The organism is bacterium, assembly GCA_020444065.1.
Lineage (GTDB): Bacteria > Sumerlaeota > Sumerlaeia > SLMS01 > JAHLLQ01 > JAHLLQ01.
The window spans coordinates 670,773-693,885 of record JAHLLQ010000001.1 but is presented as its reverse complement, the minus strand read 5'-3'; the positions used below and the strand labels follow the sequence as shown (position 1 = coordinate 693,885).

Sequence of the window (23,113 nt, the reverse complement as noted above, 5' to 3'; positions counted from 1 at the left end):
ATGAACCTAAGCGCCCCTTAAGGCGCCCCGCCGCATACCCGAGGGCCCGCTCCGGCGGGCCCTTCCTGTTGGTTCCCCAGCACTCAGAAATCCATCTTCCTTCTTGCCACCCAGCCTCAATCCTACCTAGCATCACGGATTGTTCGTCATAAGCGAACGGCATTTCTTCCACCGAGGTTACAAGCCGTGTTCGAAGACTCTCCATTTTATCAACAGTCGCTCCGCCAGTTGGAATCGGTCGCCGATCGAGTTGGCGTCGAGAAAGGCATCATCGATCGCCTGAAGTATCCCAAGCGCAGCATTGTGGTGACCGTCCCCGTCCGCATGGATAGCGGGGAGACCAAGGTCTTTCACGGCTACCGCGTTCAGCACTCGCTGACTGCCGGCCCGGGCAAAGGCGGTCTGCGTTTCAGCCCCGAAGTGAACCTGGGCGAAGTCGCCGCTCTGGCCATGATGATGTCCTGGAAGTGCGGTCTGACAAACTTGCCCTTTGGCGGCGCCAAGGGCGGCATCAACTGCGATCCGAGCAAACTCAGCACCGGGGAAATGGAACGTATCACGCGCCGTTTCACACAGGAAATCCTACCCTTCATCGGCCCGAATACCGATGTCATGGCGCCGGATATGGGTACCGGAGAGCAGGTGATGGCGTGGATCTACGACACGTACTCGGCCCACACGGGCACGAACTGTCCGCAGATCGTCACCGGCAAGAGCACGGCCCTCTATGGAACCCTGGGACGTCGCGAGGCCACTGGCCGCGGCACAGTCTACTGCATTGAAGAAGCCGCCCGAGTGCAGGGAATCAACCTCTCCGAATCGTCCGCGATCGTGCAGGGCTTCGGCAACGTGGGTTCCGTCGCAGCCATCGAGTTGGCCATGCGCGGCGTGAAGATCAAAGGCGTCGCCGACGTCAGCGGCCACTACGTCCGCGAGGAAGGCTTCGACCCCGTCGATCTGACGACCTACTGCGAAGCCAATAAGACGCTCGAAGGCTATCCCGGAATCGATCGCGTTACGAAGGAAGAGTTCTTTGCGACGCCTGCGGAAATCGTGGTGCCTGCCGCCATGGAACGCCAGATCGACGAGAAGATCGCCAAGAACCTGAAGTGCCGCATCATCGCTGAAGGCGCCAACGGCCCGACTACCAACGAGGCTGACGAAGTGCTGGCGGAGAATCCGGATATCCTGATGATCCCGGACATTCTGTGCAACTCCGGCGGCGTGATTGTGTCGTACTTCGAGTGGGTTCAGGACATCCAGATGTTCTTCTGGTCGGCGCAGGAAGTCGACAGCCGCCTGCAGCAATTGATCCGGCGCGCGTTCATTGGATGCCACCACTATGCAAGGAACAACAACGTCTCGATGCGTACTGCCGCACTGACGCTCGGCATTCGCGAAGTGGCCATAGAAAAGCAGGTTCGGGGACTCTATCCCTGATTCGAGACGAGGGCTGGGTCCTGCGGCATCTACCGCCGGACGTGCAGATTGTCTCGATGGACAAGTTCTTCATACGGCGGAGGCGCGCCGGATTCGTCGCGGAGTTCTCGGACTCTGCAGCCCATCAGGCGCCTGACCTCCGCCGTATTGTAATTCGTGATGCCGCGTGCGATCTCCTGCTCCTGACCATCTCGGATGGAGATGACGTCGCCGCGCTCGAAATCTCCTTCTACAGCCACAACGCCGACCGGCAGGAGGCTTTTCCCCGCCGTGAGGAGCATCTTCGCCGCACCGTCATCGACCTGCACCGACCCACGCGGGCGGTGCGTCGAAATCCAATGCAGCCGAGCCCGGCCTTTTCCTCTGCGGGTGGACTGTGCGAGGAACAATGTCCCGCGGAACTGACCGGAGGCCACTTCGTCCAGGATCGAGTCGCAACGCCCGTTCGCGATAACCGTTGGGATGCCGAACCGCGTCGCGTGGCGAGCGGCGGACAGCTTAGACGCCATCCCGCCGCGCCCGAGTCGGGATCCCGGTCCGGCACCGAGGGCCTCGATCTCCGACGTCACTTTCTGAACAACCTCGATCAAGTGCGCGTCGGGCGACTTCTGCGGGTTGGCGGAGTAGAGTCCATCGATGTCCGTCAAGAGTACCAGCAATTCGGCAGAACTCTTCACGGCGATGAAGGCGGACAGGAGATCGTTGTCGCCAAAAGTCAACTCGTCCGTCGTCACCGTGTCGTTTTCGTTGATGACCGGAACGGCTCCCATCTCGAGGAGCGCTTCGATCGTCTCGTGCGCATTCAGGTAGCGCCGCCTGTCTTCCAGGTCCCCCCGCGTAAGGAGGATCTGCGCCGTCGGGACCCCATACTGATGGAAAGCGTCGCTGTAGGTCCGCATCAGCCGGCTTTGGCCGACCGAGGCGAGCGCCTGCAGGCGTGGGAGTTGTCGGGGGCGTTCCTTCAGCCCGAGGCGTCCCATGCCGGCTGCCACGGCTCCGGAGGAGACGATAATCACCTGTGCACCGGACTCGTGCAGTCGCCCGACGGCGGCAGCCAGGGTCTCGATACGGGTCGCGTCGAGAGTCCCTTCCGGCGTCGAGAGGATGTTTGACCCCAGTTTAACCACGAGTCGCCGCGGGCGTTCCGTAAAAGGCCAGGCTTCGGCGATAGTCTGGGGAGCATGAGTCATGGGTTGCGCGGTCACCTCCGGCAAGTCGTTGCTAGGAGCCGTACCCACCTGTCCGCTCGCCGTCCAGCCCAGAGGTTGTCATTGATCGTTTTTTTCCTGCAAGATTCGGCGATTCGGGTTTTTTGGCTCGACACTCCCGCCCGCGGTTTTGCCAATAGGCCGTTTGACAGCAGAGCCCTGGTGGGGGCCGGAATTCTTCGGATTTGGGAGGATTCTCGCTGTTTTCCGATCCACATCGGCCCGCCAGAAGAAACACTCGTCATTTTTCCTTCGCCCTCACAAGGGATTGCGAAGTCTTCATAAGGAGAACATTGGACCCATGAATGTTTGCGTGATTGGAACCGGCTACGTCGGTCTCGTGACCGGGGCGGTCTTCGCCGACCTTGGCAACGACGTAATCTGCGTCGACAAGATCCAGAAGAAAGTCGACATGCTGCGCCGCAACCAGATGCCCATCTACGAACCGGGCCTCGAGGAAATGGTGCGCAAGAACCAGGAAGACGGCCGGCTCAACTTCACCACCGACATCGAGGAAGGCGTCAAGAAGTCGAAGGTGATCTTCATCGCCGTGGGCACGCCGCCCGCCGCCGATGGTTCCACCGATCTCTCCCAGGTCGAGGGCGTGGCCGCCGAGATCGCCAAGTCCATGGACGAGTACAAGATCATCGTCAACAAGTCCACCGTCCCCGTTGGAACCGGCAACCTGGTCCGCCGCGTGATCGAGTCCACGAACGCAAATGGCATCCCGTTCGACGTGGTCTCGAATCCCGAGTTCCTTAAAGAAGGCGACGCCATCAGCGACAGCCTCGAGCCGGACCGTATCGTGATCGGCGCACCGACCCAGAACGTTGCCATGGCGCTGCTTGAGCTCTACGCACCGCTCGAGCGCCCGATGCTGATCACCGACGTCCCGAGCGCCGAGTTGATCAAGTACGCAAGCAATGCATTCCTGGCCACAAAGATCTCCTTCATCAACCAGATCGCCAACATCTGCGAACGCACCGGCGCCGACGTGACCCTCGTCGCGAAGGGCATGGGCTACGACCACCGAATCGGCCTCGAGTTCCTGAACGCCGGTCTCGGCTACGGCGGCTCCTGCTTCCCGAAGGACGTCGATTCGCTGAATCACAAGGCGAAGGAACTGGGCGAAGACCTGGGTCTGTTCGATGCCGTCACGCACGTCAATGAACTGCGTACCCCGCGGTTCATCGCCCGCATCAAGGAGACGATGGGCGAAGTTGCCGGCAAGCGCGTCGCCGTGCTCGGCCTGGCCTTCAAGCCGAACACCGATGACATGCGCGAAGCCAAGAGTGTTGAAGTCATCCACGCACTGCACAAGGACGGCGCCAAGATCGTGACCTACGATCCGATTGCGATGGAAAAGGCCAAGGAAGAGGCCCAGCCGCCGCTGCCCGCTGACATCGAATACGTCGACAATGCCTACGCCGCCGCCGAAGGTGCCGACGCCCTGGTCATCATGACCGAGTGGAATGAGTTCAAGCTCCTGAATCTGGAGCGCATTCGCGACACGATGAAGCGTCCGCTGATCTTCGATGGTCGCAACATTCACTCGCTGGAGCGCATGAAGCGCCTGGGCTTCGACTACGTCAGCATCGGTCGTCCGACCTCGCTACGCGAAGGCGCCTGATCCTGGATCGGCCATTTCGAAGACAATCCAAGGCGCCCCCTTCTCGGGGGCGCCTTTTTTCCTGGTGGCGAAAGTGCCATTGCAGCCCTAACCGATCTTCCGGCAACCTTTTGGGCATCCGGTCGGCGGTTATGCCTCAGGTTCCGGTTGCCGCCCGGCGACGGGTGTACACATAGTTTTCACTGGCGCCCATCCCTAGCGGGACGCACCTAGAGAGACGATCGCCATCCCTCATCACGACCGAGGTCCCATGCGTCGCTGGATTTCTCACCTGCTCTTCTGGATTCTGCTTCCCATTTCCGTGGCTGCGGCATGGGTCATCTGGCGGTATTTCCACGATCCCGAATTCTACGACCTGATCCTGGACAAGTATGCCTGGAAGGACGAGATGTTCGCCCTTCGGTTCTTCTACGTCGCAGGTGCCGAGGCGATTGTTGCCCTGATCGCCTACGGCCTGGGGCTGGATGCCCGGCGCGGGCGCCCTTGGCTGTCCATGATCGTGGGTGGGCTCGCACCTGGCATCACAGCCGGAGCAGCGCTGGTCACCTTTGTGCAAATGGACGAGGCACCGCTTCCCTGGTATATCACGGCAGCCGCGGGTGGCGCCATTTTGTCCGTCCTGGTTCTGCTCGCGATCGAGTTTTTCAATCGCTGGCTGTGGGGTCGTGTGATGGAGACGCTGGATCGCAAGGACATGGGCGGCGCTGCTTTGGCCGTCAGCCGCCTCGCATTGCTGTGGCGCCCTGGCCAGACGCAACTGCTTCGGTCGGTCGCCATGGAGCGCTTCCGCCGCGGATCCAGGGGCGAAGTCGCCACCGAACTTCGCGCTTTGCACGCGGGCGGCGATCGCTCGCCGGAGCTGTTGGAACTACTCTGCCAGTTGTCGAATGAGGAAGAGAAGCCCGCGGAGTTCCTGGTTTATCTCCGCGATCTGTTCGAGCAATTTCCCGACGACGAGCAACTTCGCAGCGCCTACAGCGAGGAGTTGCTTTCTCAAGGCCATCGCGCTGAAGCCCTCGAAATCATGCGCCGCCACGGCATTCCCGAGACCGAGGAAGCCCTGGGCGTATACGCGACGCTGCTCGCCGAATCGGGCGATCTGGACGAGGCCGTCTCTCTGGCTGAGAAGCTCGGCGAGTTGGAGGGCATTCCGATGCAACGCTCCGACAAGGTCCTGCGCGAGGTTATCGCGAAGTCACCCGAGCACCTGGAAGCAGTCAACCTGCTGGCTGCACATTCGGAGAGGATGGCTCGACGGGATCAGCAGATGCGCTGGCTGGAAAAGTCGCTCTCGATCAAGCGCCGCCAGCCTGCGGTGCGCCGCAAGCTCTTGAAACTCTACGAAGCAATGGACCAGACCACAAAGGTCGAGGACATGCTCTCTGAGATGGTCGCGGATCAGCCGGCGGACTTCGCGCTGGGGCTCCGTTACGCGAATGTGTTGTTCTCGAATGGCAAGTTGGACGAGGCCGCCGAATACCTGGGCCAGATGGGCGAGCGCGGGTGCACGGACCCCATGCTGTACGTCCTGCGTTCGCGCGCGCTGCTTGAGCTTCAACGTCTCGATGAGGCGCGGGAAATTGCAGCCAAGGGTCTTGAGGCAAAGCCCGACGAAGAAGTGGGCGCGAAGCTGGAGAGCATCCTGAAGCAGGTTGAGCGGGCCGCGCTGACGGCTGAGCTGGCGCAACTCGTCGAGGAATCGCGAGAGAACCCGCAAGACCTGCCGCTGGTGTTGCGGGTGCTGGATCGGCTGGCCGGAGCCGGACACAGCGATCGCGCTGTTGGCCATGCCGACTTGATTCTGAATCACCATCCCGACGCGCGCACAGAAGTCATCCGTGTGCTCACCGAAGCCACGGGTCGCATCGAAGGCGGCTTCCCGATGCTCAACTACCTGGCGGACTTGCAGGTGGCCGAGGGCAAGTACGACGATGCCCTGGCGACTATCAAACGAATGGCCGAGAGGTCGCTCGATCGGCTGTCCGCCATGCGCGAAGGGTCGCAGAAGATCCTGCGGCGAAGCCCGCATCATCTGAATACGCTAAGGACGCTCGGCGAATTGTACGAAGAGCATGGACAGTTCACCGAGATGGTGCATTCGTACTCGTTGTATCTCGGCAATGGCGGCGAAGGCGATGCGCAGATCGATCGGGCATTGGTGCGCGCCTACATCTCACTTGATGATTACGAGAATGCTGCGAAGTTCCTTCCGAAGTTGCTCGAAGAGAGCGAGGAGTTAGAAGAGCATCAGGAGCTTCTTGAGAACTTCATTCGCCTCGCAATCGATGCTGGACACGCCGAGACGGCGGCCGAGTTCCACGAGAAGCTCACAGCCATCGCGCCGACCAGCGAAACGGCTCAAGGCCTCCAGAAAGAAATCGACAGCGCCCGGTCGGATCAGCGCCTGGCTTTCCTGAAGAACGAAGTCGACCAAGGCAAAGGCGACTCGAAGATGCTCGAGGAAATGGGAGACATCTGCCGTGAGCAGAAGGATCTAAATCAGGCCATCGCCTTCTATCAACGCGCAGCGCGCCAAAGCGGGGCCACACGGATCCCCACTGTCAAGCTCGCGTGGTGCTTCGCCCAGAAGGGCATGTACGATCTGACCGGCGAAACGCTATCGGAACTGAAGCTCTCGCTCGGCGACTCCAGTGGTGAACTGAGCGACCTGATGAGCTGGCTCTACATGACGGCGCAAACACTCGAGGAAGCTCATCTCTTTGAACGCGCGACGAAACTCTACAAGCAACTCATGAAGATCGATGCCGGCTACAGCGATGTCCTCGAGCGCGTCGAGAAACTGACGCGGCGGTAGGAGCGTCGACTCTTGTCATGAAAAGACTCCGGCTTTCCCTCACGATCCCAGCCCTCCTTCTGACGACGACGTTGCTTGCGCGCCCCTGGTACCTCACCAGCTTCGAAACTGAATATCCTGAATCCACGTTGCCGGCCTCGTATTCCTGCGGCGTCTGCCACTACGACCAGAACGGCGGAGGAGATCGGAATCCGTATGGGCGAGACTACGAGTTCTACTTCGACTTCGCAATCATCGAGCCCCTGGATTCGGATGATGACGGGGTGACGAATGCGGTGGAGATCGCGGGAAATACGCAGCCCGGTTCCGCTGGCGATCCCGCGCCGACTACGGAGTTCATTGTGCAGGCATTCTTGAAGGCAGACGGGGCCCCGGACGTAAACTCTGACAGGGCGTTCGATGTGGCCGATGCAATCGCGACTCAAGCATTGCGCGAACAGGCACGCGTCTGGCAGTCCGTAACCCCTGTCCGGGAGCACTGAGCCCACCCGAGCACTCGTCCAATCACTGGGCTTCACCCGACTGGAGTTGGGTTTTCGTTGGTCGACCGGACGATCGGCCCAAGCGCTGAGAAAAACGCAGATGAGATCATCCGCTAGTGGATATTGGTCCCGGTACATTTCTCCGGAGGGACCGGCGCGGCTTTGGGTGCGTCCGAGCTGGAGCGGCGACGCCGGCCTGCGTCACTTGTTGATCGTGGCGCTGCCGATGATCCTGAGCGCCCTGTCGGCCTCGGTGAACCTGTTCTTCGATCGTCTCTTTTTGGCACATTTTGATCGCAATGCACACCTGCCCGCCTCGATGAGCGCCGGCACGGTCTGGTGGACTTCGCAGACCCTCGTTATGGGCATCGTGACATACGTCGGTACCTTCGTCGCCCAATACCACGGCGCGAAGCAGCCCCATCGGATCGGCGCGTCTGTCTGGCAAGGCATCTACATGTCGATCCTGGGCGGAGCGATCGCGATCGCGATGATTCCGTTCGCCGGGCCGTTCTTTCGATTCACCGGACATGCCGGGAATCTCCCGGCGCTGGAGGCGGAGTACTTCGGCGTGCTCTGCCTGGGCGCCGTCTTCCTGCATGTGAACGGGGCGCTCAGTTCCTTCTACACCGGCCGCGGCAAAGTGAACTTGGTGATGGTCATCAGCTTCATCATTGCCGGGGCGAACATCGGGCTGAACAAGTGGCTGATCTTCAATCCGCCGTCTTGGGCGCCGTTTATCCAGCCCGGCCTTGTGGGAGCAGCCTGGGGGACGATTCTCAGCATGGCGTTGGGCACGGTCATCTTCACGGCCTGTGTGCTGACTCCGCAGAACCGTCGAGAGTTCGGGACACTTTCCGCGTGGCGATTCCGCCCCGATCTGTTCCGCCGCCTGCTGCACTATGGCATGCCCCAGGGCTTTCAGTTCATCATCGACATGTCGGCGTTTTCGATCTTCATCCTTGCCGTCGGTCGAGTCAGCCAGGAGGCGCTGACCGCTACGACGATTGCGATGAACATCAACATGCTGTTGTTCATTCCGATGGTCGGAATGGCGCAGGCGCTGAGTGTCCTTGTTGGTCAATTCGTCGGCGCGGAACGAGTCGATCTGGCCGAACGCATCACCTGTGTTGGGTTCCTTGTGTGCTTTCTCTACATGGTGGTCGTCTCGGCCTCGTATGTGCTGATCCCGGGAATCTACATCGACATGTTCCGCGACAAGACGACGGTGGATGCGAGCTTTGCCGCGGTGGAGAGTATGGCGCGCGTCTTCCTGATCTTCGTCGCCGTCTATTCGCTCTTTGACGCGTTTGCGCTTTCCTATTCCGGTTCGATCAAGGGCGCGGGTGACACGCGCTTCGTGCTGAAGCTCTCGGTCTTCAACTCGCTGCTTGTGATGATCATCCCGATTATCGTTGCCGTGAAGATGGGTGCCCCTGCAACGGTGCTGTGGGGATTCATCACGCTGTTCATTATCATCATGGGGACGGGGATGATGCTGCGCTATCGCAGTGGATTCTGGAAATCGATGAAGGTGATCGAGACTGAGCCGCCGCTGTCGCTTGATGAACCGCCCAATGACGCTGCAATGGCTACGGGTTAGCCGATCACCGTCGGGACTCCGTTTTCATCGACATTGCGCTGGGCCCGTGCCGTGTAGCCACTCGGCTCTTTCGTTGCCTGGAACTGCATCCAGATGCGCGCCCCGCCTTCGCGGCGATTCTCGGCCAGGATCTTGCCGCCATGCTCCTCGACGATGCGCTTCGCGATCGCGAGGCCGAAGCCCGACCCACCCTTTCGGTGCGACACGAACACGTCGAAGATATCTTCCTCCTGCCCCGGGGGGAAGCCTGCCCCGGTGTCCTCGATGCTGACCAGCCAGGTATCCGAGCCGCGTGATTCGGTCTTCACAGTGATCTCGCGGGTCGAGCTGTTCTCAACCGCCTGGGCAGCATTCATCAGGATATTGATAAAGACCTGCCGCATTGTCGAAGGATCCGCCTCGATCCACGCATCCTGTGGAACGTCGGCATAGAATGTTGCGTTGCGGCGGCTGAATTCGGGAGCCAGCAGATCGGCTGTTTCGGTAATCAGCGCCCCCAGCCGCACCGGCTCTGTTTCGAGTCGACTGGGCAGCGCGTAGTTCATGAAGTTCGTCAGCACGTGGCTGAGAGACGAAATCTGCCTCTTCACGCCATCGAGGATGTGATTGGCGTGGTCGACTGACCCATCGCCGCCTGCCTCCAGATCGTCCATCGCGGCTTCGAGATGCAGGTTCATCGCGTGCAGCGGATTCCGAATCTCGTGCGCGAGGCCGCTCGCCATCGTACCGATCTGCGCAAGATGCTGTGCATCGTCGTGGCGCTTCTGGAGAGCGAGGTGACGATTCGCAACCCGGTAGAGCAGGAACACCGTGGCGGAGAGGAACAGCACGACCACCGCGACCATATACGTCAAGCCGACGGAGATGTGGTGACTGATTCGCTCCAGGTTGCCGATCGCTTCTTCTTCCGAGATTCCATACTCAACAAAGCCGAGTGTCTTGCCCTGGTGTTCGATGGGGATTCGTTCCGGAGTCACGCCCTCCGGGTAATCGTGGACTTCCAGGGCCCAAGTCAGATCGTCCGTCCCCGGGACGCGACCTTCCAACTCTCCACCGGCGTTTGTGTGGCTGCGGCGAACGAGAGTCTCGTCGCCGAACTGCTGGTAGATGCAGTTGCCTTCGCTGTCGACCATTGCGGCCAGCACCACCGCCCCGTCGCGCGTCATGAGCCGGAATGAGGTGCGAACCTCCGGGTCCTGGAGGATCTCGTTCAGCGAAGAAGCGTCCTTTGCCCGCAGCGCGCGCTCGATCTCGCGCCGGGCTTCGTTACCCAGGTTCTTGGCGTTTTCCTCCGCCATCGAGACCAGCTCGTTCTTCATCTGGTTCACGACCAGCGCGGAGAGCACGACGGTGATCGCGCCGGCGAAGAGCAGAGCCGCGGCCGTGAGCAGGATCGTCTGGACGCGGAAGTTTAGTTCCGTCGCCCAATTCCAGAACCGCTTGGGGGCCGAATCGTGGGGCTTCTCGAAGGGTTGTTGATTCTCGCTCATCGCTGCCGCTCTTGGACTTCTGAAAGGCCTTACTCACCTCAATCTGATAACAACTCTTGTACCCGGCCGCGCATCTTCGTCAATACTCGGGCTCGGCAGGCCGTCGACGCCGCGAGACAGCGAGAAACCGATGCCCCAAGACGTTACAGCCAGCATGTTCCTGCGTTGGATTGGCCTGCACGGCCGCCTGGCGGCGCAATTGGCGTCTGCGGATTCGGGCGGAATTGCGTCGAAATGGCGCCATGAGGCCAGCAGAAGTGCCGCCCGCCCACTCCTTCTGTATTCCCAAGTAGCCTGGGATGACGTCTGGCAGCGCCCCCAGGAAATGGCGGTCGGCCTCGCGAAGCACCGGCCCGTTCTGTTCTGCTCGCCCGTCCAATTGCATCAGGTCGCCGGTCCTCTGCAGGGTCGTTGGCAATCGTCGCGTGTGATGGCCGATGGCAAGCTCCTGGTCGCGTCGCCGCTGATCTTGACCGGAGAGTACCGCGCTGCCCCCGTCCGAGCACTGAATCGGCGAATTCTCGTCGCCTACCTGCGGAAAGTCCTCGGCGGGCTCGAAGTCGACTTCCTTACAAACTCTCCATTCGCCGATTACCTGGTTCCGGCGCTTAGGCCGAAACACGTCGGGTACGATTTGATCGATGACTTCTGCGCCTTCGACTGGGCTCCATCGGATGGGCGCGAACGCGAGCAGCGATTGTTGAAAGCGCACGACTTTGCCTTCGCCGGCACGAATTCGCTTAAGGAGAAATTCGCGCCGCAAATCGCCGGGCTGGAATTCCTTCCCAGCGGCGTCGATTTCGACAAGATGACTCGCCCCGCGAAGGAGCCCGCCGAGCTGATCGACCTTCCGCGGCCGCGCTTGCTATACGTCGGGACGCTCAACGATCGCCTTTCGGGCGAACTGATTGACGCAACCGCCCGGCGCTTTCCGCAAGCCTCCATCGTCTTGGTCGGCCCACGCCGAGCGGCCTTTCGGGCGCCTCGCTTTCCAGACAATGTCCACGAGATCGGTCTGAAACCGCACGGCGATCTGCCGGCGTTCTACCAGCATTGCGATCTGGGCATCATGCCGTTTGCCGACAACGAGGCCGCCCGCGCGATCAATCCGGTGAAGACGCTCGAGTTTCTTGCCTGTGGGTTGCCGGTAATCTCCACGCCAGTTCCGGATGTCGAGCGTTTCTACGTTCCGCCGGTTGTTATCGCACAGCCCTCGGATTGGCCGGACCGGATTGCAGAGATGCTCGCTGAAGACTCCGATGAGGCACGTACCGCAAGGCGCGATTTCGCCCGTGGGCGCTCATGGGAGGCGCTGGTGAAGAAAGTGGAAGCGAAGCTTCGAGCGCTCGACGGCGGGGGAGCGGCGCCGTGAAATTCCTCTTCGTGACCTATCGTTGGGGACAGGAACTGATCGGGGGTGCGGAGATTCACCACCGGCGCCTGATTGACGATCTTGTGGCGCTTGGGCACTCGGTCGAGATCTGGACGACGACGGGATCGAAGATCGCGCCAGTGGGTCACTGGGGAGTCCGTTGGGAGGAAGGCTATCCGGCCGGTTTCATGATGGAGAACGATGTTGCTGTCACGCGCTTTCCACTCGCACAACCGGCAGAGTGGCGCCTGAAGGCCGCTGCGAAGTTTTTGCAGCGACGCATCGAGGCCGAGTGGGCAGACATCAAGGAGGAGTTCCTGGACCAATTGCTGGCGGCCAGCGACGGAACCGATGTGGAACTCCTCGACGGCTGGCATCATGCGGAAATCCAACCGAACCGTGAGACGTGGCGGTGGAGTTGGAAACGTGCCCGAGTGTCTGTGCCGGAGGGATTTCGCGGAACCGTCTGGATCAATGGAATCGCACCCAAGTCCGGTCGTTTGTCAGTGCATTGCGGCGGTCGAACCCTTGCAGAAGCACAGGTTCACGATCACTTCTCGTTGACTGTCCCCATCGATGAGTTGCCATCGCGTATTCTCGAAATGCGAATCGGCAATCCCTTTCAGCCGATCCGGGATCACCGCACGCTTGGCGTTCTGGTCAAAGAGATCCTCTTCCGCCCCCCGGATGAATCGACGCCCATGCAGCGCGCGGACCTGGCGAATGACTACCGCGCACTTGGCCGGCGGAATGGCAAGACCTGGTGGGATCACCTTTGGAATGCTGCGACTCGCCGGCCGCCATGGATGTCGCGCCTGTTCGACTGGCTGCGTGGCCCGAGGTGTCCGGAACTTTGGAATGCGCTGGGCACGCCGCCGGAGGATGTGGACTACGTGATCGCGGCGAACCTGCCGTGGGCTGTGATTCCGAACGTTTCGCAGGCTTGTCCGTTGCCGGTGCTCTCGATGGCGCTCTGGCACATGGACGACGATTACTACTACTGGTCGGGATACATCGATGGACTGCGCGCCAGTCGATTCGTCTTGGCGAACACGGAATTCTCTGCTCGCGAGTTCTTCACCCCGCGAGGCATTCGTGCCGAATTTGTAGGTCCAGGCGTACCGATGCCCGGCAGGGTTGCAGCGGATTTCTCTTCCGCGTCTTGGAAGGAATCGCATGGCATTGCGTCGGATGAAGCCGTGGTGCTGACGATTTGTCGGAAGAGCGCGGAGAAGCGCTATCAGCTCGTCTCGGATGCCGTCGGTAAACTCCGCCAACAAGATCGACTCGTGCGACACGTTCTGATCGGTCCCGATGCCGATCGACGTGAAGTTTCTGATCATGTTGTCTATCTCGGGCGCGTGTCTGACGATGAGATCGAACAAGCCTATCGTGCGTGCGATGTGTTTGCGCTGATGTCCGAAAGCGAGAGCTTCGGCATGGTGCTGGCCGAGGCCTGGTTGCGCGGCAAACCCGTGATCGCAAACGAGTTCTGCGGCCCTGCGGCATCGCTGATCGCGCCGGGCGAAGATGGGCTCGTCGCCCGCGACGAAACGACGCTGGCGGATGCGATCGCGTTGCTGCTTGATAATTCGGAGCGGGCGAAAACGATGGGCGAAGCCGGTCGCAAGAAGGCCGAAGAGCGTTTCGTTCAACGCGCGGCGACGGAGCGATTACTCGCGGCCATTGACGATTTGCGCCGCTGACGAATCAGCAAGAACAACCCCAGCCCAAACCAACTCACGATCGAGATCGCAAACGCAATCCTCGCTCGCCAGTCAACGTATTCGTAGTGAATGCGATGCTGGCCGGGAGAGAGCCTGCCATGACCGGACTCTCTCAATTGACCATCGATATCATAAGGCGGCACACCAAAATTCCAGAAGGCCAGTGTTGTCGGCTCATCCGAGTTCGTTACGGCCGTGAGCTCATCATCGGTCCACTGGAGAATGTCCACCTCGCCGGCATCTGCAGGCTGAAGTTCGATGGCAGAATGCCTCTGAGGGAAGAATCGAATCCAGTATCCGTCAATCTGTTGCCACTCCCCCCCCACAGGGGGGCTAAAATCATCGCCTTCGACAACAACCTGGGCCCCGGTCATGTTGAGAGCCAGATCCGAAGGAACCCCAAAAACCATCGAATCAAGCTCGTAGGCGCTATACGAAATTCCCTGCAGTATGTTCAGGAACTTCAAGCGTCTAGAAGACATATCTGCGTCAACACCGCTAAGGCTGCGAATGCCATCCAGGTGCAGAGCGAAGTTCTTCAGTTCGCGAGCATTGAATGTCACCGTCAGCGGCGCCGGCGCGACACCAGCCCGACGCCGATCAATGAAGTCCGCTAACTCAGGAACCGACTCGGGCGTCAGTACTGGGGAGCGCTCGCGGAAGACGAACCGTTGGAAGGAGAACAGCTCTGCAGCCAGCAAAACAGCGATTGCGATCGTCGTCCATTGTCTCCTGCCTCGGACTGCAATCGCCAGAAGCAAAATTGTCCAAGTTCCGTAACAGAGCAAATCCCGAATCAGGATATCGGCCTTCACTGTCGAGAAGAATAGGCCATCCATCTTAATGGGGAATCCCTGATGGATCTTTGCACCCCAGGAGCTCAGTTTCTCCGGTCGCCAAGGCTCGGCTCCCATTGAATCCCAAAGTGCCGAGGCGAAAGCCGCAAGCGCACCCATCCCGAGGAGTATTCCTGAGCGAGCTTCCCGCTTCGAACGGCCAATGTTCAGGCGATCGATGCCCTCCGCCGCCAGTAGCAACAGCCCAATCACGACAGCGATCAATGCACGGCCCCAGGCACGGAAACTCGTGAAGAAAGGCAATTGGGCAACGATCCCCCGGCTGTTGGGGAACTCGGGTGCGATTCCGATCGCGAGTCCACCAAGGATCAATATCAGCGGAAGGGCCGCGCGTCCAGAGAGCCGCTTCGGGGTTCGCAGCAGAGAGATGAAACCGATTCCAGCGAGCAACATGGTTCCTCGACCAACGATGGCGACGGACTCGTTCGGCCACCATTTGCCGCTGAATTGCCAGACCTTCTCGCCGAAGTAATAGTACGGTGAGATGAGAGCCAGCAGATTATCCGGTGCGAGCGTCCACAAATCGATGAATCGCATTCCGGCACTAGCAGCGCGGGCCGAATCGCCTCTCCCGAGAATCGCCGGCAAGTAACCCGCCGCACCCAGGAGGAGTGCGCCTACAGCGATCAGCAGCAATCCCCCCCAGCGCCTGAGCGGAGACAGCCGATGATGACGGCGGACCGTTCGGAGTGCCTCGAGCGGCGCCAGTAACAACGCGAACAGGTAGAGCCACTGGGGATTCTGCGCGAGGAGCATCAGTCCGAGAACGATGGCTAGGAGTACGCGTGATCGGACGCAATTCCCTGACGAGCGCCAGTTGTCGAGGCTTTCCCACAGCCCGAGCATCCAGGGGAGCAGCGCGGCCTGGTGGAGCAGCGTCCAGTGCCCGTCGGTGCGGAGCAGGAACGCGGAACTGTTTGCATACACCCATCCGATCAGCAGCGCGGCAAGCATCCTGTGCCCGCGCCGGCGAACCATCCACGCCATGCCCGCGGATGCCAGCGTTGCGTGGATCCACAGATCGAGAAAGAAGAACGCATGGTGGGGGAGAGGGATGATCAGGCCGAGCAGATTCGTTGGATAGAGCATCCCCGTCTGGCCATAAGTCAGAATCGGATGTCCGAGGTACATCCCCATGGCGCAATCGGGGAAGTTGAACGCCCAGAACTGGCGCAGCAGAAATGCCCGGAATGGCACGAAGAGCCGGTTTGTGTCGGCACCGAGACTGCCCAGACTGCCCGGCAGCGTGCCTTCGATTGCGAACGGTGCGAGGCATGCCAACCAGACCAGCGCATACAGCCCGACCATCCGCCACGTGAAGTGGCGCAACGTCTGATCGGGGTTGAGCGGATTCATCGAGCGCATGCTCGACGGTAGAAAGGGGATGGCATCGGGCACAACCGGGAACGCGTTCTTCAGCTCGGAGCGATTGCATCCTGTCCGGCGACAGTTTCGTAGCGGCACGCGCACGCCGGGCATGTCCAGTGCCCATCTTCCTCACGCAGCCGAACGCCGCAGCGACACATCCAGCCGGTACGCTTCGCCGGGACGCCGGTCATGAGAGCATAGTCGGGCACGTCGCGCAAGATCACTGCTCCCGCGGCGATGAAGGCGTGGCGGCCGATCGTGATTCCACAAAGGATCGTGCAGTTCGCGCCGAGCGTGGCGCCGCGCCGAATCAGCGTCGGGCGGAACTCATTCTTCCTCTCAATGGCGGCGCGGGGATTGATGACGTTTGTGAAGACCATTGCCGGCCCGCAGAAGACTTCATCCTCAAGCGTCACTGCTTCGTAGACGCTGACGTTGTTCTGGATCTTGCAGCGGTTGCCGACGTGAACATCCTGGCCGATGTAGACCCCCTGGCCAATGTTGCAGCCCTCACCGATCACCGCGCCCGAACGCACATGAGTGAAGTGCCAGATGTTTGTTCCTGCGCCGATCGCACATGGCTCGTCGACATAAGCGCTTTCGTGGATTCGTGCAGATGGGTCGATCGACATAGGGACTCCAAGTGAATAGTCAGATGGGCTTGAAGCGGAAGACCAATTCCGCAGGGGCATCGTCGCGCTTACCCTCCAGCGTTGCGGTCAGGTTATCGCCTTCGCGGCGATAGGTGATCGTCCGCGGGAACTCGCGGCGGCGATTCTCAAAGACGGCCAGGCCATCTTCCATACGCACCAGTTTGTAGGCGAGAGGCTGACGTTCCAGGACTCTCATTTGTGGGGCGAAGTGCTTGATGTACATGACGATCCCGCGGTCAGTTCCTTCGATAGAGAGCACTTCCATCAGGCGCAGCTTGTCGTCTCGAATGAAACGCGTGACGCCGGACATGGAATTTCCCATCGGTGCCGCCCAGAATTCCTCCATTACTTCCCCATCGAACTCCGCCCGCCAGTTCCCCGCCATGTAACCCAACTGCGAAATCTTCTCTGCGACCTCTGCCAGCATTTTCGCATCTCCCGGTTTGGAACCGGTATCCTTCGCCGAAGGCTGTGAGGCTTTTGCTAACAGATCATGAAAAGGCTGTTCGGTCATAACATGCACTCCATCCTATGGAAGAAGCTCAATTGGCAAACCGTTGGACTCCAGAGAATTCTGACATGCTTCCAGGACTCGCAGCACACGCAGACCTTCTTCGCCATCCGATCGCGGTGTTTTGCCATTGGCGATACAATCGGCGAAGTGTGCGATCTCCTGCGCCAATGGCTCGCGGAACTCGAAGTCGGAGACCTGCTCGCCGCCCGTTCGGATGTGGTGCTGGAATTTCTTGAAGCTGCCCGAAGGATCGTCGAATGGCACGCTGTCGACGGACTTCTCGTACACCACGATCATCCGATCGCTGGACACATCGTCGTACACGAGCATCTTCTTATCGCCGACCACTGTCATGCGGCGGATCTTGATTGGATTCAGCCAGGAACTGTACACATTCACGAGCGCACCGGACGGGAATTCCAGCGTCGCTATGACCACGTCATGCAGTTGTGATCCAGGCAGGAAGACTCCGCCCTTCGCCCAGACACGCCGCGGCATTTCGCCGAGCAGGTGCAGCACGATCGAGAAGTCGTGGGGGCTGAGGTTCCACATCGCATTTACATCATCGCGAATCTTGCCGAGCGACATGCGCTCGGCCATGATCGAGTAGACACGGCCCAACTCGCCGGCATCGACGAGGCGCTTCATTTCGGCGACTGCATCGTTGTAAAGGAACGTGTGTCCGACCATCAGGAGGCGATCCACTTCCTTAGCGCGCCGGACCAGGATGCGCCCTTCTTCCGCCGTCAAGGCCATCGGCTTCTCGACAAGCACATGCTTGCCGGCTTCGAGAGCAGCGGTGGCGTGCTGAAAGTGCAGGCCCGCCGGAGTGGCCAGAATCACCGCATCGACATCCTGGCGCGACAGAACGTCCACCAATTCGGTTGTTTGATCGAACGATTTCTGGGCCTGCGCCACGGCCGCCAGGCGATCGGCATTCGCGTCGCACACGATGCGAACTTCCGCGCCCTGAGTATTCGCTGCGTTTCGCAGCAGGTTCGGCCCCCAGCCGCCCAATCCGACAACTCCCAACCCAATCATAGAATCCTCCGCGAGTAAGCTGACCCCAGGATGCTGCCGTCGCGGCCCTCGGTGCAAACTGAAACAAATGGACTGAAGCGGCCTGCGTGTCCGCCAGGCAGACAGATCTTCCCGTACCGTCGCACACTCCGCGAAAGACCGTCGCATTCGACGTTGCATCGCTTGGGCAGCCAACCCGCGATAGGGCGCAGAATATTGAATTTGTTCGACTTGCCACTCTCGCTGTCTCGGCATGTATCTCGTAATGATATGGGGCGCAAGTCGCGGGGTGCGACGCACTCCCAGACAGGAGGTAACGAAAATGGGTAAAGTTGTTGGAATCGACTTGGGTACTACGAATTCGGTGGTTGCGGTGATGGATGGCGACCAGCCGACAGTTGTGACAAACTCTGAAGGTGCGCGGACCACACCATCGGTCGTCGCGTTTACGAAAGACGGCGAACGCCTCGTCGGTACGGTGGCGAAGCGCCAGGGCGTCCTGAATTCCGAGGCCACCGTGTACTCGGCCAAGCGCTTCGTCGGCCGCAAGTACGACGAAGTCAGCGAAGAAATGAAGATCGTCCCCTACAAGGTGAAGGCGGGGGAGAACGGCGCGGTGCGCTTCGAGATTCGTGGCAAGGACTATGCGCCAGAGGAAATCAGCGCGCAGATCCTGCGGAAGCTCGTCAAGGACGCCGCCGCGCATCTGGGCGAGAAGATCACCGATGCCGTCATTACGGTGCCGGCGTACTTCAATGATGCCCAGCGTCAAGCCACGAAGGACGCGGGCAGGATCGCGGGGTTGAATGTCCTGCGAGTTGTGAACGAGCCGACGGCCGCCGCCTTGGCCTACGGTATGGACAAGAAGAAGAGTGAAACCGTCATGGTCTTTGATCTCGGCGGCGGAACCTTCGACGTGTCCGTTCTGGACGTCGGCGACGGGGTCTGCGAGGTTCGTTCGACCGCCGGCGATACGCACCTGGGTGGCGACGACTTCGACAAGGCCATCGTCGATTGGCTGGCTGACGAGTTCAAACGCGACCAGGGAATCGACCTTCGCCAGGATCGCCAGGCACTGCAGCGACTCTACGAAGCTGCCGAGCGCGCCAAGTGCGAGCTGTCCTCGACCATGACGACGACGATCAGTCTTCCGTTCATCACCGCCGACGCCAGTGGACCGAAGCACCTGAATATCGAGCTGACCCGCTCGAAGTTCGATCAACTGACGGCAAAACTGGTTGAGCGCTGCATGGGGCCGGTCAAGCAGGCTCTCGCGGACGCGAAGCTGGCCGCCCCGGACATTGACGAAGTCATCCTGGTTGGTGGCTCGACTCGAATCCCGGCTGTTCAGGACCTGGTCAAGAAGCTGACAGGCGGGAAGCAACCCAACATGTCCGTGAATCCGGACGAAGTGGTTGCCATCGGAGCGGCCGCTCAGGGCGGCATCCTCTCCGGCGATGTGAAGGACGTGCTGCTGCTGGACGTGACGCCGCTCAGCCTGGGTGTAGAGACCCTCGGCGGGGTGATGACCAAGATCGTCGAGCGCAACACGACCATCCCCGTGCATCGGTCGGAGATCTTCTCGACAGCCGACGACAATCAGCCTGCCGTTGAGATCGTGATCCTGCAGGGCGAACGCGAAATGGCCCGCGATAACCGTGTGCTTGGAACGTTCAAGCTCGAAGGCATTCGTCCGGCGCCGCGGGGCGTGCCGCAGATCGAAGTCGCGTTTGACATCGACGCCAATGGCATCCTCAGTGTCTCCGCCCATGACAAATCCACGGGCAAGGAACAGAAAATCACCATCTCCGATTCGGCCAATCTGGAACAGGGCGACATCGACCGGATGGTGAAGGACGCCGAGGCGCACGCCTCCGAAGATAAGAAGCGGCGCGAAGCCATCGAAGCCCGCAACCAGCTCGATTCACTGGCCTACCAGGTTGAAAAGGCCCTGAACGAGATGGGAGATGCCGCTCCTTCGCACGAGAAGGGACGCGCCGAGATGCTGATTCAGGAAGCGCGGCAGGCCATCAAGGATGAGGCCCCGATCGACAGGATTCGCAGCCTGATGAGCGATCTGCAGCAGGTGGCCGCTGGCTTGCAACAGGGAGCCGCGCACGCACATTCCGGTGCAGAAACACCGGCTGGAACCGGAGCTCGCAGCGACTCCGATGTCGTCGATGCGGAGTTCAAGGAAATGTAGAAGCAGTGGCTAGTGGCTAGTGACTAGTGACTGAAGAGGAAACGGGATGACCCAGGGGGCAGGCGATTTGTCCCCCTGGGTCTCATCTGCCCCATCAATCAACAAGGAAACCGCATGAGAAAGAAGCGCAAAAAGAAGCCCGAAGAGCAGCCATTACCGGAGGCGACCATCGAAGACATCTCGCCGGAAGGCGCGGAGGAACTGCCGTCCGAAGAAATCGCCGACGAGTTCAAGGAGAAGTGGATGCGCGCGGCCGCCGAGGTCGCGAACTTGCGCAAGCGCATGACGCGCGAAGTCGAACTGGCGCGTCTGCGCGAGCGTGAATCGGTGCTGCGAGGGTTCCTCGACGTACTGGACAACTTCGACAGAGCACTCGGAATGCAGGGCGCCGAGGCGAACGAGTGGATCGACGGCTTCGGTGCAATCCGTGCGCAGATGCTCGAGACTCTCCGACGGTTCGGAGCGGAACCCTTCGATGCGATTGGCGAGCAGTTCGATCCGAACATCCACGAAGCCATTGCGACGGCCCACATCCCGGAAAAGGACGAAGGCGAGGTCGTCGACGAAATCCAGACCGGCTACCGGTTTTCAGATGGGACGATCCTCCGGCCCGCAAAGGTCATCGTCGTCCGGCACGGGTGACATCGAACAGTTGATCACATGAGGTCGGGCGCGGAAATTGCCCACCGGTCCGCGGATGCCCGTGGGACGGTGGGCACACTTCGTTTCAGGACTGCCGGAGAGCGATCATGACAGCTCCAGTTTCTGCCTTGGCACAAGACATTCGCATCGCGCACGCGCTGCTGGACATCAGCCACGCGGTGGGATCCGTCATGGAATTCGATCGGATTCTGGATACCATCTGCGGAATCACCGCGCGCGTGATGGATACGCAGACCTGCTCTGTGTACCTGCTCGACGAGGAGAAACCTGATTTTCTTGTACTTCGAGCGACGCACGGCCTCAGTCGGGCGGAGGAGCTGGGCGTACGCGGATTCGATCTTGGCGACGGCGTGACCGGTTGGGCGGCATCGCATAACCAGACGGTTGCGCTGGCCGACGCCCGCCATGACGAGCGCTACGCCCGGCTGGACGACACGCAGGAGGAGACGCGCCTGATGGCGTACCTCTGCACCCCGCTCCGCATCCAGGAAGAGGTCGTTGGAGTTCTTTCGGTGCGGCGCGAGCGGTGTGTCGAATGGAGTCAGGAAGAGATCGTATTCGCAGAGATTATCGCTAAACAGGTGGCAATCGTCCTCGAGAAAGCCCGTCTGTACGTTGAGAAGATGGAAGCCGAACGATTGGCGGCCATCGGCATCTCCCTCAGCGAAGTCGCCCACTACATCAAGAACGTCCTTCAGACCATGACGGGCGGCGAGTACTTCGTCGAGTCCGGCCTTCGGAATGGCGACGTCTCAAAGACCGAGCGGGGCTGGCAACTGCTGAAGCGAAGCAACGGCAAGATCCGGGCGCTTGTTCTGAACATGCTGAACTACTCTCGCGGCACACAAGTCGAGTTGGAACGCGGCGACTTGAATGCGCTGATTGCGAACCTTGCGCGCGAGGTCGAGGAGAACACGATGCAGCGCGGCGTGCGCCTTGGCGTCGCAATTGATGAACTGATCCCCAGCATCATGTTCGACGAGCAGGCACTCTACGACGCACTGCTCAACCTGGTGACGAACGCCCTGGACGCGTTGCCCGCGGGGCATCCCGATCCGGAGGTCAAGATCGTCAGTCGCCTCGATCTCAGCGCTGGCTGCGCGCGCATTCAGGTCAGCGACAACGGCTCCGGCATTCCCGAGGAAGTGCAGGCGAAGATGTTCAACCTGTTCTACTCCACAAAGGGACACGGCGGAACCGGTATCGGCCTGGCGGTGACGAAGAAGATCGTCGACGAGCACGGCGGACGGATTTTCTTCGAAACGCAGAAGGATGTCGGCACGACGTTCACGATCGAATTGCCAATCAAGCACTAACGGCCAGTCAGGCCAGGCTTCGTCCGCCATCCACGACGACATCACTGCCTGTTATGTAATCGGATCCGAGCAGAAAGATCGCTGCCCGCACGATGTCTCGCGGAGTTCCCCAACGATTCACGAGGGTCTTCGCGATGATTGCGTCGCGTTCTTTGTCGCCGAGATCGGCCGGCTCGAGCACCGGCCCGGGCGAGATGGAATTCACGCGTACATCCGGCGCGAGTTCCTTCGCGAGCGCCTTTGTCAGCGTCGCCAGGCCACCCTTGGCAGCCATGTAGGCCGCGTATCTGCGGTACGGGCGCTCCACGGACCAGTCTACCAGATTGATAATGTGCGAAGGGGGCTTCTTCCGCAGCAGCGGAAGCGCGAGCTGGCTGCAGAGGAAGGCTCCGCGCAAATTCGAATCGATTGCGCGATCGAAGTCCTCATCCGTGGCCTTCTCGAAATCCACGCGCGGAAAAACCGCAGCCGAATTCACGAGGCCATCCAATCGACCAAAGACACGGTCGATTTCTTCGACCATTCGCCGTACATCGGCGCGGACTGCATGGTCCCCCTGGACTAAGATTGCACGGCGTCCCAGCGCAGTGATCTCCGCGGCAGTCGCTTCCGCTTCATCGCGCGAACTGCGGCAGTGAACGACAATGTCCGCCCCAGCCTCGGCGCAGGCGAGTGCGATCTCTCGCCCGACTCGCCTGGCCGAGCCCGTGATCCACACAACCTTGTCCGCGAGGGAGAAAAACTCCGTCATC

Annotated in this window: 17 protein-coding genes; 10 read left to right on the top strand and 7 right to left on the bottom strand. The window is 60.4% G+C overall.

Annotated elements, in window-relative coordinates; genetic code table 11:
- The first annotated feature begins 186 nt into the window (after window positions 1-186).
- Window positions 187-1,440: a Glu/Leu/Phe/Val dehydrogenase gene (locus KQI84_02550; GenBank protein ID MCB2153741.1), complete on the top strand. Its 1,254-nt coding sequence runs from the start codon at window positions 187-189 to the stop codon at window positions 1,438-1,440.
- A gap of 29 nt (window positions 1,441-1,469) precedes the next feature.
- On the opposite strand, the gene proB is transcribed toward KQI84_02550, so the two are convergent.
- A complete protein-coding gene (gene proB / locus KQI84_02545; protein ID MCB2153740.1) occupies window positions 1,470-2,630 on the bottom strand; it encodes a glutamate 5-kinase in 1,161 nt (386 codons plus the stop codon).
- 319 nt (window positions 2,631-2,949) lie between these two features.
- Between proB and KQI84_02540 the strand changes: the two genes are divergently transcribed.
- The 4 genes from KQI84_02540 (at window position 2,950) to KQI84_02525 (ending at window position 9,178) form a co-directional block, all read left to right on the top strand.
- Window positions 2,950-4,278: a UDP-glucose/GDP-mannose dehydrogenase family protein gene (locus KQI84_02540; protein ID MCB2153739.1), complete on the top strand. Its 1,329-nt coding sequence runs from the start codon at window positions 2,950-2,952 to the stop codon at window positions 4,276-4,278.
- A gap of 250 nt (window positions 4,279-4,528) precedes the next feature.
- Window positions 4,529-7,093: a tetratricopeptide repeat protein gene (locus KQI84_02535; protein MCB2153738.1), complete on the top strand. Its 2,565-nt coding sequence runs from the start codon at window positions 4,529-4,531 to the stop codon at window positions 7,091-7,093.
- A 17-nt stretch (window positions 7,094-7,110) separates the two neighbouring features.
- Window positions 7,111-7,575 carry a hypothetical protein gene (locus tag KQI84_02530; GenBank protein MCB2153737.1) on the top strand — a complete coding sequence of 155 codons (465 nt, stop codon included), beginning with the start codon at window positions 7,111-7,113 and terminating at the stop codon, window positions 7,573-7,575.
- 100 nt (window positions 7,576-7,675) lie between these two features.
- On the top strand, window positions 7,676-9,178 hold the full coding sequence (locus KQI84_02525; GenBank protein MCB2153736.1) for an MATE family efflux transporter: 1,503 nt from the start codon (window positions 7,676-7,678) through the stop codon (window positions 9,176-9,178).
- Here the strand turns inward: KQI84_02525 and KQI84_02520 are convergent.
- Window positions 9,175-10,668, bottom strand: a complete 1,494-nt coding sequence (locus tag KQI84_02520) for a GHKL domain-containing protein (protein MCB2153735.1) — start codon at window positions 10,666-10,668, stop codon at window positions 9,175-9,177. The genes KQI84_02525 and KQI84_02520 overlap by 4 nt on opposite strands.
- A gap of 130 nt (window positions 10,669-10,798) precedes the next feature.
- On the opposite strand from KQI84_02520, the gene KQI84_02515 reads away from it, so the two are divergent.
- Both KQI84_02515 and KQI84_02510 read left to right on the top strand, forming a co-directional pair.
- Window positions 10,799-12,040 (top strand): glycosyltransferase, encoded by a 1,242-nt coding sequence (locus tag KQI84_02515; GenBank protein MCB2153734.1) that lies wholly within the window; start codon window positions 10,799-10,801, stop codon window positions 12,038-12,040.
- Window positions 12,037-13,746, top strand: a complete 1,710-nt coding sequence (locus KQI84_02510) for a glycosyltransferase family 4 protein (protein ID MCB2153733.1) — start codon at window positions 12,037-12,039, stop codon at window positions 13,744-13,746. Before KQI84_02515 ends, KQI84_02510 begins: the two co-directional genes overlap by 4 nt.
- Here the strand turns inward: KQI84_02510 and KQI84_02505 are convergent.
- The 4 genes from KQI84_02505 to KQI84_02490 all read right to left on the bottom strand — a co-directional run bounded on the left by KQI84_02505 (window position 13,692) and on the right by KQI84_02490 (window position 18,200).
- Window positions 13,692-15,980 carry a hypothetical protein gene (locus KQI84_02505; protein MCB2153732.1) on the bottom strand — a complete coding sequence of 763 codons (2,289 nt, stop codon included), beginning with the start codon at window positions 15,978-15,980 and terminating at the stop codon, window positions 13,692-13,694. The two genes, KQI84_02510 and KQI84_02505, sit on opposite strands and share 55 nt — an antisense overlap.
- A 59-nt stretch (window positions 15,981-16,039) precedes the next feature.
- Window positions 16,040-16,624, bottom strand: coding sequence for an acetyltransferase (locus KQI84_02500; protein MCB2153731.1), 585 nt, complete (start codon window positions 16,622-16,624; stop codon window positions 16,040-16,042).
- A 19-nt stretch (window positions 16,625-16,643) separates the two neighbouring features.
- Window positions 16,644-17,072 (bottom strand): hypothetical protein, encoded by a 429-nt coding sequence (locus tag KQI84_02495; GenBank protein MCB2153730.1) that lies wholly within the window; start codon window positions 17,070-17,072, stop codon window positions 16,644-16,646.
- A 102-nt stretch (window positions 17,073-17,174) separates the two neighbouring features.
- A complete protein-coding gene (locus KQI84_02490) occupies window positions 17,175-18,200 on the bottom strand; it encodes a Gfo/Idh/MocA family oxidoreductase (protein ID MCB2153729.1) in 1,026 nt (341 codons plus the stop codon).
- Window positions 18,201-18,501: 301 nt separating this feature from the next.
- Here KQI84_02490 and dnaK point away from each other — a divergent pair, with 301 nt between their 5' ends.
- From dnaK to KQI84_02475, 3 genes are all read left to right on the top strand, one after another.
- Complete coding sequence (gene dnaK / locus KQI84_02485) at window positions 18,502-20,382, top strand: molecular chaperone DnaK (GenBank protein MCB2153728.1); 1,881 nt, start codon at window positions 18,502-18,504, stop codon at window positions 20,380-20,382.
- Between the two features lie 114 nt (window positions 20,383-20,496).
- Window positions 20,497-21,024, top strand: a complete 528-nt coding sequence (locus KQI84_02480; protein MCB2153727.1) for a nucleotide exchange factor GrpE — start codon at window positions 20,497-20,499, stop codon at window positions 21,022-21,024.
- A gap of 107 nt (window positions 21,025-21,131) precedes the next feature.
- The gene (locus tag KQI84_02475; GenBank protein MCB2153726.1) at window positions 21,132-22,361 is read left to right on the top strand and encodes a GAF domain-containing protein; all 1,230 of its coding nucleotides are present in this window, start codon (window positions 21,132-21,134) and stop codon (window positions 22,359-22,361) included.
- Between the two features lie 7 nt (window positions 22,362-22,368).
- On the opposite strand, the gene KQI84_02470 is transcribed toward KQI84_02475, so the two are convergent.
- Window positions 22,369-23,112: an SDR family oxidoreductase gene (locus KQI84_02470; GenBank protein MCB2153725.1), complete on the bottom strand. Its 744-nt coding sequence runs from the start codon at window positions 23,110-23,112 to the stop codon at window positions 22,369-22,371.
- Window position 23,113: the final 1 nt, after the last annotated feature.

Bases quoted from the DNA above. Each gene is read 5' to 3' on its own strand.
- KQI84_02520 (MCB2153735.1), bottom strand. From the start codon at position 10,668: ATGAGCGAGAATCAACAACCCTTCGAGAAGCCCCACGATTCGGCCCCC.
- KQI84_02540 (MCB2153739.1), top strand. From the start codon at position 2,950: ATGAATGTTTGCGTGATTGGAACCGGCTACGTCGGTCTCGTGACCGGG.
- KQI84_02495 (MCB2153730.1), bottom strand. From the start codon at position 17,072: ATGCTGGCAGAGGTCGCAGAGAAGATTTCGCAGTTGGGTTACATGGCG.
- KQI84_02470 (MCB2153725.1), bottom strand. From the start codon at position 23,112: ATGACGGAGTTTTTCTCCCTCGCGGACAAGGTTGTGTGGATCACGGGC.
- KQI84_02480 (MCB2153727.1), top strand. From the start codon at position 20,497: ATGAGAAAGAAGCGCAAAAAGAAGCCCGAAGAGCAGCCATTACCGGAG.
- KQI84_02530 (MCB2153737.1), top strand. From the start codon at position 7,111: ATGAAAAGACTCCGGCTTTCCCTCACGATCCCAGCCCTCCTTCTGACG.
- KQI84_02515 (MCB2153734.1), top strand. From the start codon at position 10,799: ATGCCCCAAGACGTTACAGCCAGCATGTTCCTGCGTTGGATTGGCCTG.
- KQI84_02525 (MCB2153736.1), top strand. From the start codon at position 7,676: ATGAGATCATCCGCTAGTGGATATTGGTCCCGGTACATTTCTCCGGAG.
- KQI84_02475 (MCB2153726.1), top strand. From the start codon at position 21,132: ATGACAGCTCCAGTTTCTGCCTTGGCACAAGACATTCGCATCGCGCAC.
- KQI84_02535 (MCB2153738.1), top strand. From the start codon at position 4,529: ATGCGTCGCTGGATTTCTCACCTGCTCTTCTGGATTCTGCTTCCCATT.
- proB (MCB2153740.1), bottom strand. From the start codon at position 2,630: ATGACTCATGCTCCCCAGACTATCGCCGAAGCCTGGCCTTTTACGGAA.
- KQI84_02500 (MCB2153731.1), bottom strand. From the start codon at position 16,624: ATGTCGATCGACCCATCTGCACGAATCCACGAAAGCGCTTATGTCGAC.
- KQI84_02505 (MCB2153732.1), bottom strand. From the start codon at position 15,980: ATGAATCCGCTCAACCCCGATCAGACGTTGCGCCACTTCACGTGGCGG.
- KQI84_02490 (MCB2153729.1), bottom strand. From the start codon at position 18,200: ATGATTGGGTTGGGAGTTGTCGGATTGGGCGGCTGGGGGCCGAACCTG.
- dnaK (MCB2153728.1), top strand. From the start codon at position 18,502: ATGGGTAAAGTTGTTGGAATCGACTTGGGTACTACGAATTCGGTGGTT.